Below are 11,358 nucleotides of genomic sequence, written 5' to 3' on the forward strand. Positions count from 1 at the left end.
ATATAATACATATTAAACTGATAGGAATAATATATAAACGAAGAAGGGAGACATCATATGTGCGAATTATTTGGAGTTAATTCAGTGGATTATATTCAGGTGAATGACTATTTAAAAGAATTCTATTCTCACAGCATCGAGCATCCACATGGCTGGGGGCTGGCATGTATGGAAGGATCAGAAGTTCAGATAGAAAAAGAACCTGTGCAGGCAACGAATAGTGCTTATCTGAAACAGCGTCTGTCCGTTCCTGTTACAGTGAAAAATGCATTTGCACATATCCGATATGCAACTATAGGTAATGTAGAGTATAAAAATTGCCATCCATATACCAGAAAAGATGAAAGCGGAAGGTCATGGACGCTGATTCATAATGGAACGATTTTTGATTATCCAAGACTGAATCGATATGTAACTGTGCAGGAAGGGGATACAGACAGTGAAAGAATTCTGCTATATCTGCTGGATCTGACCCCTTACTTTCAGAATCCGATTGCAATGGGAGCAGATCTGATCATTCACAGCGGGACAAAACGAGTTTGATTTTACACAATATTCATACATTATAGATGCGGTGGATACGGTAACTGCCAAGATTCAGCTGGTTCTGGAAGCAAAAGATGCCGGTGTGCCGATCATCAGCAGTATGGGTGCGGGAAACAAACTGGATCCGACGGGATTTCAGGTAGCTGATATCTATCAGACGTCTGTCTGCCCGCTTGCAAAAGTCATGCGGCGGGAATTAAAGAAGCGAAATATTGAACATTTGAAAGTTGTATATTCGAAAGAAAAGCCGATTCGTCCGATCGAAGATATGTCGATCAGCTGCAGAACTCATTGTATCTGTCCACCCGGAGCAAAGCATAAATGTACGGAACGAAGAGATATCCCGGGGTCAACCGCGTTTGTACCGTCGGTAGTGGGGCTGATCATAGCAGGAGAAGTGGTCAGAGATCTGGCAGGTGTCAGTCTGAAATAGAACAGGTTTGGTGATTCGCATGCCGGTATATGTAAGTAAATAGACTTTCTTCCATTGACATCACATTTCTTTGATGATAGAATTTTGATAGTTATAAGGAAAGGCAGGAGAAGTAAAATGGCTATTTTTACAGGAGCCGGTGTGGCAATCGTTACACCATTTCATGAAGATGGAAGTATTAATTATGATAAACTGGACGAATTGATTGATTTTCACTGCGAGAAAAAGACAGACTCTATTATAATATGCGGAACAACAGGTGAATCTGCTACGATGACTGAGGAAGAGCACATGGAATGTGTGAAGTTCACAATCAATCGCGCAAAGGGAAGAATTCCGGTTATTGCAGGAACCGGATCCAACTGTACCAGAACTGCAATTGATATGTCAAAAGAGGCAGCAGAATACGGAGCAGACGGACTGCTTCTGGTGACACCGTATTATAACAAGGCAACACAGAATGGCCTGATCGCTCATTTTACAGCCGTTGCAAAGGAAGCAAAAGCACCGATCATCATGTATAGTGTTGCGAGCAGAACCGGATGCAATATCGAGCCTGCAACAGTTGCGGAACTCGTGAAAAATGTAGATAATATTGTCGGAATTAAGGAAGCTTCCGGTAATATTTCTCAGATTGCAAAAATTATGGCTATGACAGACGGTAAGATTGATCTGTATTCCGGCAATGATGACCAGATTGTTCCAATTCTTTCTCTTGGCGGAAAGGGTGTTATCTCTGTACTATCCAATGTTGCACCGGATGAAACACATGATATCTGCGAAAGATTCTTTAACGGTGATATTGTTGGAAGTGCGGCACTGCAGTTAAAGGCGCTTCCGCTGGTTGAGCAGTTATTCTGTGAAGTGAATCCGATCCCGGTAAAAAAAGCGATGCAGCTGATGGGTGTAGACTGCGGACCGCTTCGTATGCCACTGACAGAGATTTCAAAAGCTCATGAGGAATCACTGGCAAAAGCAATGAAAGAATTTGGTATTAAGCTGGCTTAATAATAGAAAAAGTTGTATAATAAAAATTAGAAGGATATCATATCTGATGATACAATATGATATCCTTTTTTCACATGATATAACAGGAGGATGAAAAAGATGGTACAGGCAATCATGCATGGATGCAATGGACATATGGGACGTGTAATCACGGATATTATTAAGAACAGTGAAGGGATTGAACTGGTTGCCGGAATTGATAAATACATGGGAATCCCGAATGAATATCCCGTTTTTGACAGTATTGAAAAGTGTAATATAAAAGCGGACGTGATTATTGATTTTTCAAACGCGGCAGCGATAGATGCACTTCTTGATTACTGTGTGGAAAGAAAGGTTCCGGTTGTACTGTGTACGACGGGTCTTTCTAATGAGCAGCTTGCAAAAGTAGAAGAGGCCGCAAAAAAAGTGGCTGTCCTGAAGTCTGCCAATATGTCGCTTGGAATTAATCTGCTGTTAAAGCTTCTGCAGGATGCAACAAAGGTACTTTCTCCTGCAGGCTACGATATTGAACTGGTGGAAAGACATCACAATCAGAAACTGGATGCACCGAGTGGGACTGCAATCGCTCTGGCAGATTCTATTAATGAATCCGTAGGAAATCCGTATACATATGTATATGACAGAAGCCAGGTGCGTCAGAAAAGGGGAGGAAAAGAGATTGGAATCTCTGCGGTTCGCGGTGGAACGATCGTTGGGGATCATGAAGTGATCTATGCCGGAACGGATGAAGTGATCGAATTCAGACATACGGCTTATTCCAAAGCGGTATTTGGAAAAGGTGCTGTGGAAGCGGCAAGATTTCTGGCTGGGAAACCGGCGGGAAGATATGATATGTCGGATGTGATTCAATTTTAAGACGGGTATGCCTATATTCAGTTTGGAAGGAACTGTATGATATAGAATGTTATTATATTATGGGAGGAAGTTATGAAAGAGTTAGAAGAGAGGTATCTGGAGAGACTTTCTCAGCTTTATCCAACCATCGCCAAAGCATCGACGGAGATTATTAATCTGCAGGCGATTCTGAATCTGCCGAAAGGCACGGAACATTTTTTGACTGATATTCATGGTGAATATGAGGCTTTTTCGCATGTTCTTAAGAATGGCTCGGGATCAGTGCGCCGTAAAATCGATGATGTATTCGGAAATACTATGAGTAGCAGGGAGAAACAGACCCTTGCTACTCTAATTTATTATCCGAAGGAAAAGATGGACAGAATTAAAAAGACTGAGGAAAACATGGAAGACTGGTATAAGATTACATTGTACCGTCTGATCGAGGTGTGTAAGAGAACGGCAAGCAAATATACCCGTTCCAAGGTCAGAAAGGCACTGCCGCCTGATTTTGCGTACGTGATTGAAGAATTGATCACCGAAAAATCGGAGATTACGGATAAGGAATCCTATTACAATTCCATTGTTAATACGATTATTCAAATCGGACGGGCAGAGAAATTTATTATTGCGCTGTGCGAGCTGATTCAGAGACTGACGGTCGATCATCTGCATATTGTTGGGGACATATTTGACAGAGGGCCGGGACCACACATTATTATGGATAAGTTGATAAGCTATCATTCTGTAGATATTCAATGGGGAAATCATGATGTGTTGTGGATGGGAGCTGCCGCCGGGCAGAGAGGATGCATTGCCAATGTAATTCGAATCTGTGCGCGGTACGGCAATCTGGACATTCTGGAAGAAGGTTACGGAATCAATCTGCTTCCTCTGGCGACGTTTGCAGTGAGTACATACAGGGATGATCCATGTGAGTGCTTTAAGTTGAAAGGTCATCCGAACTATAACCCGAGCGAAATGTTGATGGATATCAAGATGCACAAGGCAATCTCAGTGATCCAGTTCAAGGTTGAAGGACAGATTATCAAGAAAAATCCGGGATTTAAGCTGGAAAAGAGAAATCTTCTGCATCATATTGATTATGAAAAAGGAACCATAGAACTGGATGGACAGGAATATGAACTGCTTGATAAGAACTTCCCTACGATTGATCCGAAAAAACCATACGCTCTTACCAAAGAGGAAGAGGATATCATGGAGCGTCTGGAACGGGCATTTACTAATTGTGAGAAGCTGCAGAGTCATATGAAGTTCCTCCTGAATAAAGGAGGACTGTATAAGGTATATAATGGCAATCTGCTGTATCATGGCTGTGTTCCGCTGAATGAAGACGGAACTTTGAAAAGAGTGCGTCTTTATGGACATACATATAAAGGAAAGAGTCTCTATGAGATTCTGGAGAGCTATGTAAGAAAAGGCTTCTATGCGGTGGACTCGAAGGAAAGAGAACGTGGAAAAGATATGATGTGGTACATCTGGCTCAGTGAGAATTCGCCGCTGTTTGGAAAGGATAAGATGGCCACGTTTGAACGGTATTTCCTTGCGGAAAAAGAGACGCATAAAGAGAAAAAGAATGCATATTACCGCCTGCTGGAAGACGAGAAAGTGGTCAATAATATTCTGAAGGAATTCGGACTTCCAAGTGAGGGCTCATATATTGTGAATGGTCATGTTCCGGTGAAGAGCAAGGACGGAGAAAATCCGATCAAATGCGGTGGAAAAGTCCTGGTTATTGACGGCGGATTTTCCAGAGCCTATCAGAAAGAAACCGGAATTGCAGGATATACACTGATCTACAATTCCTATGGACTGATTCTTGCTGCACATGAGCCGTTTGAATCCACAGAAGCAGCAATCGAAAAGGAAAGTGATATTCATTCGGACAGTACAGTTGTAGAACGGGTTCTGGAACGTAAAAAAGTAGGAGATACGGATACTGGAAGAGAACTGAAAGAACAGATTGAGGATCTGGAAATCCTGATGGCAGCATATCGCAGCGGTCAGATTGCAGAACGGCTGTAAAAAAAGAATAATTAGTAAAAAATCCCATGATTTCCATGGTATATGTCGGGCATAATCTGCAAATATTACAAGCAACAAGTAATACTTGATTATAGATGAATATACATGAAAGGGAGATCAAAAATGAAACAGTTGAAAAAATGGGTATTTATTCTGATGTGTACAGGAGTGATGATGGGGCTTACAGCCTGCGGCAATAATACAAATGATGACAATGCAGCCAATGACAATGCTGCGACGGAAGGAACCACAGATAACAATAACAATAACAATAACAATGGCGGTGTTGTTGAAGATATTGGAAATGATGTGCAAGACGGTATTGATAATATAGAAAACGGTCTGGATAACAATAACAATACGGATAATACTGCGAATGATACTGCGAATGATATGACAGACAATACAAACAATACGGTAGAAGAAAATCAGAAATAACAAGATCCTTTGGATCAGAAACCAGGAGCTGCAGGAAGTGCTGAAAAGAAATGGAGGCATTTCCTGTGGCTCTTTTACTGGACTTAAATGCTTTAGTGTGGTAAAATATGCCGATAAGAACAGCAGATACTATACAAGGAGTACATAGATAGAATGAAATTCAGACCATGTATTGATATTCATAATGGAAAAGTTAAGCAGATTGTGGGAGGGAGTCTTACGGATGAAAATGATCAGGCGGTGGAGAATTATTCATCCGTTCAGGATGCAGATTATTATGCACATCTGTATCAGAAAGACGGATTGAAGGGAGGACATGTGATCCTTTTGAATCCGCCGTCTTCCAGATATTATGAACAGACAAAGATGCAGGCAGTAAAGGCGCTGACAGCATATCCGGGCGGACTTCAGGTCGGTGGAGGCATTACAGCTGAAAATGCCGCGGAGTATATTGAGGCAGGGGCAAGTCATGTGATCGTGACTTCATATGTGTTTCAGGATGGAAAGATCCGATGGGAACGAATGGAGGAGCTTTGCAAGGCGGTAGGAAAAGAGCATGTAGTGATCGATGTAAGCTGCCGAAAAAGGGACGGAGAATATTATATCGTGACAAACCGGTGGCAGACCTTTACTCAGGTGAAACTGGATGCAGAGATACTTCAAAAGATTTCTTCATACTGTGATGAATTCCTGGTGCATGGAGTAGATGTGGAGGGCAAGGCTTCCGGCGTGGAGGATGATCTGATTGGAATCCTGAGCGCACAGCAGCAGATACCCGTCACTTACGCCGGGGGGATCGGAAGTCTGGAGGATCTGCGGCATTTTCAGAAGATTTCACATGGAAAGCTGGATTTTACCATAGGAAGTGCACTGGATCTGTTTGGAGGAACGATTCCTTATCAGAAAGTAAAACAGTACAGGCAGGAGTGAACTGTAACAGTGAGGTAAACAGTTTGTGAACACTTTATAAACGGGTTGAATTGAATTATAGATAGTGCTAGAATGGGGATTAGAGTGGTCGTATTGTGACTATAATTAGTAGTAAGGAGCATACAGTCAATATGGGTTTAATACAGAAATTATTTGGAACGCACAGTGAAAATGAATTGAAAAGAATCTATCCGATCGTAGATGCAATTGAAGCACTGGATTCTGAGATGCAGAGCCTTTCGGATGCAGAGTTAAGAAATAAAACGAAAGAATTCAAAGAGCGTCTGGTAAATGGTGAGACTCTGGATGATATTCTCCCGGAAGCATATGCGGCCGTTCGAGAAGCAGCATATCGTGTACTTGGAATGAAGCATTATCGTGTACAGCTGATTGGTGGAATTATTCTTCATCAGGGACGTATTGCTGAGATGAAGACTGGTGAAGGAAAGACGCTGGTTGCAACACTTCCGGCATATCTGAATGCATTGTCCGGAAAAGGAGTTCACGTTGTAACGGTCAATGATTATCTGGCAAAGCGAGATGCTGAGTGGATGGGACAGGTTCATGAATTCCTGGGACTGACGGTCGGAGTTGTATTGAACGGCATGGATAATGATGAACGGCGTGCGGCATACAATTGTGACATTACTTATGTTACGAATAATGAGCTGGGATTCGATTATCTGAGAGACAATATGGTTATATATAAGGAACAGCTGGTTCAGAGAGGACTGAATTATGCCTTGATCGATGAGGTTGACTCTGTATTGATCGATGAAGCAAGAACTCCGCTGATCATATCCGGACAGAGTGGAAAGTCAACAAAGCTCTATGATGCGTGTGATATTCTTGCACGGCAGCTGGAACGGGGAGAAGCCAGTGGAGAGTTCTCCAAGATCAATGCCATCATGGGTGAAGAGATTGAAGAGACTGGTGATTTTATTGTCAATGAGAAAGAAAAGAATATTAATCTGACAGAGGATGGTGTGAAAAAGGTTGAGAAGTTCTTCCATATTGACAACCTTGCAGATCCGGAAAATCTGGAAATTCAGCATAACATCATTCTGGCACTCCGGGCACATAATCTGATGTTCCGGGATAAGGATTATGTTGTAAAAGACGATGAAGTTCTGATTGTGGATGAATTTACAGGTCGTATTATGCCCGGACGTCGTTATTCGGATGGACTTCATCAGGCAATTGAAGCAAAGGAGCATGTAAAGGTAAAGCGGGAAAGTAAGACATTGGCAACCATTACGTTCCAGAACCTGTTTAATAAGTTTACAAAGAAAGCAGGTATGACAGGTACTGCATTGACGGAGGAAAAAGAATTCCGTGAGATCTATGGAATGGACGTTATTGAGATCCCGACCAATGTTCCGGTTATACGTAAGGATCTTGAGGATGCAGTATATAAAACACAGAAAGAAAAGTTTCGTGCTGTCTGTGATGCAATTGAAGAAGCCCATGAAAGACATCAGCCGGTACTGGTTGGTACGATTACGATTGAAAATTCTGAACTTCTGAGTGGCATGTTGAAACGCCGCGGAATCAAACATAATGTGTTGAACGCCAAATTTCATGAGATGGAAGCTGAAATCGTTGCACAGGCAGGTGTACATGATGCAGTAACCATCGCTACCAATATGGCCGGACGTGGTACGGATATTAAGCTGGATGATGAAGCGAGGGCAGCAGGAGGTCTGAAGATCATTGGTACTGAGCGCCATGAATCCAGGCGAATTGACAATCAGCTGCGTGGCCGTTCCGGACGACAGGGAGATCCGGGAGAATCCAGATTCTATATCTCTCTGGAAGATGATCTGATGCGTCTCTTTGGATCCGAGAAACTGATGAATGTGTTCAGTGCACTGGGCGTGGAAGAAGGAGAACAGATCGAACATAAGATGCTTTCCAGTGCAATTGAAAAAGCACAGGAAAAGATTGAGAACAATAACTTTGGAATTCGAAAGAACCTGTTGGAATATGATCAGGTAATGAATGAACAGAGAGAGATTATATATGAAGAACGACGTCATGTTCTTGACGGAGATAATATGCGTGATTCTATCTTCCATATGATGAATGATTATGTGGAGAATGTGGTAGATATGGTCATCAGTGCCGATCAGGACTATGACGAGTGGAACCTGACAGAACTGAATATGACCATTCATAATACGATCCCGATGGCGCCTGTTACAGAAGATGATGTCAGGGATATGAATCAGAAAAAACTGAAGCATATGCTGAAGGAACGTGCAGCAAAGGCTTATGAGATGAAAGAATCCGAATTCCCGGAGACAGAACAGATACGTGAGATTGAACGTGTGGTTCTTCTGAAAGTGATTGATGCGAAGTGGATGGCACATATTGATGATATGGATCAGCTTCGTCAGGGAATCGGTCTGCAGGCTTACGGACAGAGAGATCCGAAGGTAGAGTATAAGATGATCGGATATGAAATGTTCGATGAGATGACCAGAAGTATTACAGAGGATACCGTACGTACTATCTTCCATGTAAAACTGGAGCAGAAGGTAGAGAGAGAACAGGTGGCGAAGGTTACAGGTACCAATAAAGATGAATCTGCGACCCGCGCACCGAAAAAACGTGCGGAAAAGAAAGTATATCCGAACGATCCGTGTCCATGCGGAAGCGGAAAGAAATATAAGCAGTGCTGCGGACGAAAATAACGTCAGCAGAAGGCTTGATCATGAAACAGAAAGAGGTGAAGAAAGTGGTTGAATTAGATCAATTTAAAAGTATAATGAATGCTTATGAAGAACCTCTTGCCGAGATGAGGGATTCACTTTGACGTAACCGGCAAGGAGAGAAGAATCGAGGAGCTGGAACGTAAAGTAGAAGAACCCGGTTTCTGGGATAATCCGGAAGAATCACAGAAGCTGATGAAAGAATTGAAGAATCTTCAGGAACTGGTGAAAACCATTCATCAACTATATGCATCATATGATGATATCTGCATTCTGATTGATATGGGATATGAGGAAGAAGATTCTTCTATGCTTAAAGAAATCGGAGGAGAGATCCGGGAATTTGAATCTCTGTTTGAGGGACTTAGAATCCAGACGTTATTGTCGGGTGAATATGATGTCTGCAATGCAATCGTGACGATTCATGCAGGAGCGGGAGGAACGGAGTCCTGTGACTGGGCGAACATGTTATATCGAATGTACAGTCGCTGGGCAGAAAGAAAGGGATTTTCTCTGCAGGTCCTGGATTATCTGGATGGAGATATTACTGGGATTAAGGCGATCACATTTGAGGTGAATGGAGAAAATGCCTATGGATACCTGAAATCCGAAAAGGGAGTCCACAGGCTGGTACGTATTTCACCGTTTAATTCAGCGGGAAAACGGCAGACTTCATTCGCGTCTCTGGATGTGATCCCGGATATTGAAGACGATATTGATATTGAGATTGCAGATGAGGATCTTAAGATTGATACGTATCGTGCAAGTGGTGCGGGAGGACAGCATGTCAATAAGACTTCTTCCGCAATTCGAATTACGCATCTTCCTACTGGAATTGTTGTACAGTGCCAGAATGAAAGATCTCAGCATCATAATAAAGAAAAAGCCATGCAGATGCTCAAGGCCAAGCTTAAGCTTATCAAAGAACAGGAACAGGCAGATAAAGTATCTGATATCCGTGGTGAAGTGAAAGAAATTGGATTCGGTAATCAGATCCGATCCTATGTGATGCAGCCGTATACAATGGTCAAGGATCACAGGACCAATGAGGAAAACAGTAATGTAACCGCTGTTCTGGATGGAAATATTGATTCATTCATCAATGCCTATCTGAAAAAAACAGCGCAGAAATAGAGGGAGGACTTTATGATAAATATAGCAGTTATGGGTTATGGAACCGTAGGTTCCGGAGTGGTCGAGGTAATCAATACCAATGGAGCCCGGATCAACCAGCGTATCGGAGATGAACTGAATGTAAAGTACGTGCTTGATCTTAGGGATTTTCCGGGAGACCCGGTGCAGGAAAAAATTATACATGATTTTGATGTGATCCTTGAGGATGATGATATTCAGATCGTGGTAGAAGTCATGGGAGGAATTGAGCCGGCTTATACATTTGTCAAGAAATGTCTGCAGGCGGGAAAAAGTGTTGCGACTTCCAATAAGGCACTCGTGGCGGCACACGGTGCGGAGCTTCTGTCAATTGCTGCAGAGCACAGTATCAATTTCCTGTTTGAGGCAAGTGTCGGAGGAGGAATTCCGATCATTCGTCCGCTCAACTCTTCACTGACAGCAGATGAGATTGAAGAAATTACAGGTATCCTGAATGGAACGACCAATTATATGCTGACTAAGATGTTCTATGAAGGTGCAGATTATGATACTGTTCTTAAGGAAGCACAGGCAAATGGCTATGCCGAGCGCAATCCGGAAGCGGATGTGGAAGGCTATGATGCCTGCCGAAAGATTGCGATCCTGTCTTCTCTGATCTCGGGACAGCAGGTGGATTTTGAAGACATATACTGTGAGGGAATCACGGAGATCACAGTAGAAGATATGAAATATGCGAAAACGATGGGAACAACGATCAAGCTTCTGGCCTCCAGCAAACGTTATGCAGGAAACAGACTGCATGCCATCGTTGCTCCGTGTATGCTCTATCCGGAACATCCGTTATACAATGTAAATGATGTTTTCAATGCAATTTTTGTTCATGGAAATGTGCTGGGAGATGCAATGTTCTATGGAAGCGGAGCAGGTAAGCTTCCGACCGCAAGTGCAGTTGTCGCTGATGTAGTAGATGCGGCCAAGCATCTGAACCGCAACATCATGACGATGTGGAAAGAAGAAAAGCTTCATCTGGAGGACAAAGCAGATGCAAAGAGAAGATTCTTTATTCGTATCAGGGGAGAGGCAGACGAGCTGCTTCCGTCACTGAAAGAGTCTTTTGGGGAGGTTGAGATTGTTAAGGTTCCTGAACTGAAGGGAGAATTTGGATTCATAACTCCGGTGATGATGGAAGGAGATTATGAGACCAGATCAAAGTTGTATAAAAACCAGATATTACATATGATACGAGTGGAAGATCAAAAATAACAGTCAGGATGTCTCCGGATATCTGAACTG

Annotated in this window: 9 protein-coding genes and 1 pseudogene; all 10 read left to right on the top strand. The window is 42.7% G+C overall.

The window, feature by feature from the left end:
* The first annotated feature begins 57 nt into the window (after positions 1-57).
* Positions 58-543 carry a class II glutamine amidotransferase gene (locus tag JQM82_RS02910; protein WP_235248500.1) on the top strand — a complete coding sequence of 162 codons (486 nt, stop codon included), beginning with the start codon at positions 58-60 and terminating at the stop codon, positions 541-543.
* Positions 533-979 (top strand): annotated as a pseudogene (locus JQM82_RS02915) (tRNA threonylcarbamoyladenosine dehydratase); the annotation flags it as partial. The gene JQM82_RS02910 and the pseudogene JQM82_RS02915, both read left to right, overlap by 11 nt.
* Before the next feature lie 117 nt (positions 980-1,096).
* Positions 1,097-1,987: a 4-hydroxy-tetrahydrodipicolinate synthase gene (gene dapA, locus JQM82_RS02920; protein WP_235248501.1), complete on the top strand. Its 891-nt coding sequence runs from the start codon at positions 1,097-1,099 to the stop codon at positions 1,985-1,987.
* A 99-nt stretch (positions 1,988-2,086) separates the two neighbouring features.
* Positions 2,087-2,845 (top strand): 4-hydroxy-tetrahydrodipicolinate reductase, encoded by a 759-nt coding sequence (gene dapB, locus JQM82_RS02925; RefSeq protein WP_235248502.1) that lies wholly within the window; start codon positions 2,087-2,089, stop codon positions 2,843-2,845.
* Between the two features lie 72 nt (positions 2,846-2,917).
* Complete coding sequence (locus JQM82_RS02930; protein ID WP_235248503.1) at positions 2,918-4,870, top strand: fructose-1,6-bisphosphatase; 1,953 nt, start codon at positions 2,918-2,920, stop codon at positions 4,868-4,870.
* Between the two features lie 123 nt (positions 4,871-4,993).
* Complete coding sequence (locus tag JQM82_RS02935) at positions 4,994-5,308, top strand: hypothetical protein (RefSeq protein ID WP_235248504.1); 315 nt, start codon at positions 4,994-4,996, stop codon at positions 5,306-5,308.
* A gap of 153 nt (positions 5,309-5,461) precedes the next feature.
* Positions 5,462-6,238: a phosphoribosylformimino-5-aminoimidazole carboxamide ribotide isomerase gene (hisA, locus tag JQM82_RS02940; protein WP_235248505.1), complete on the top strand. Its 777-nt coding sequence runs from the start codon at positions 5,462-5,464 to the stop codon at positions 6,236-6,238.
* 131 nt (positions 6,239-6,369) lie between these two features.
* Positions 6,370-8,934, top strand: coding sequence for a preprotein translocase subunit SecA (secA, locus tag JQM82_RS02945; protein ID WP_235248506.1), 2,565 nt, complete (start codon positions 6,370-6,372; stop codon positions 8,932-8,934).
* Between the two features lie 44 nt (positions 8,935-8,978).
* Positions 8,979-10,086, top strand: a protein-coding gene (prfB, locus tag JQM82_RS02950; protein ID WP_235248543.1) for a peptide chain release factor 2 whose coding sequence is annotated in 2 segments (ribosomal slippage) — positions 8,979-9,053 and positions 9,055-10,086 — 1,107 coding nt in all. Because the reading frame shifts where the segments join, the coding sequence is not laid out codon by codon here.
* 12 nt (positions 10,087-10,098) lie between these two features.
* A complete protein-coding gene (locus JQM82_RS02955) occupies positions 10,099-11,328 on the top strand; it encodes a homoserine dehydrogenase (RefSeq protein WP_235248507.1) in 1,230 nt (409 codons plus the stop codon).
* The last annotated feature ends 30 nt before the right edge of the window (positions 11,329-11,358 follow it).

Source organism: Faecalicatena contorta (genome assembly GCF_021531995.1).
Classification (GTDB): Bacteria; Bacillota; Clostridia; order Lachnospirales; family Lachnospiraceae; genus Dorea_A; species Dorea_A contorta_A.

What these genes read in the sequence shown, in the direction of transcription:
- secA (WP_235248506.1), top strand. Translation starts at nt 6,370, where the DNA reads ATGGGTTTAATACAGAAATTATTTGGAACGCACAGTGAAAATGAATTG.
- JQM82_RS02910 (WP_235248500.1), top strand. Translation starts at nt 58, where the DNA reads ATGTGCGAATTATTTGGAGTTAATTCAGTGGATTATATTCAGGTGAAT.
- dapB (WP_235248502.1), top strand. Translation starts at nt 2,087, where the DNA reads ATGGTACAGGCAATCATGCATGGATGCAATGGACATATGGGACGTGTA.
- JQM82_RS02930 (WP_235248503.1), top strand. Translation starts at nt 2,918, where the DNA reads ATGAAAGAGTTAGAAGAGAGGTATCTGGAGAGACTTTCTCAGCTTTAT.
- hisA (WP_235248505.1), top strand. Translation starts at nt 5,462, where the DNA reads ATGAAATTCAGACCATGTATTGATATTCATAATGGAAAAGTTAAGCAG.
- JQM82_RS02955 (WP_235248507.1), top strand. Translation starts at nt 10,099, where the DNA reads ATGATAAATATAGCAGTTATGGGTTATGGAACCGTAGGTTCCGGAGTG.
- dapA (WP_235248501.1), top strand. Translation starts at nt 1,097, where the DNA reads ATGGCTATTTTTACAGGAGCCGGTGTGGCAATCGTTACACCATTTCAT.
- JQM82_RS02935 (WP_235248504.1), top strand. Translation starts at nt 4,994, where the DNA reads ATGAAACAGTTGAAAAAATGGGTATTTATTCTGATGTGTACAGGAGTG.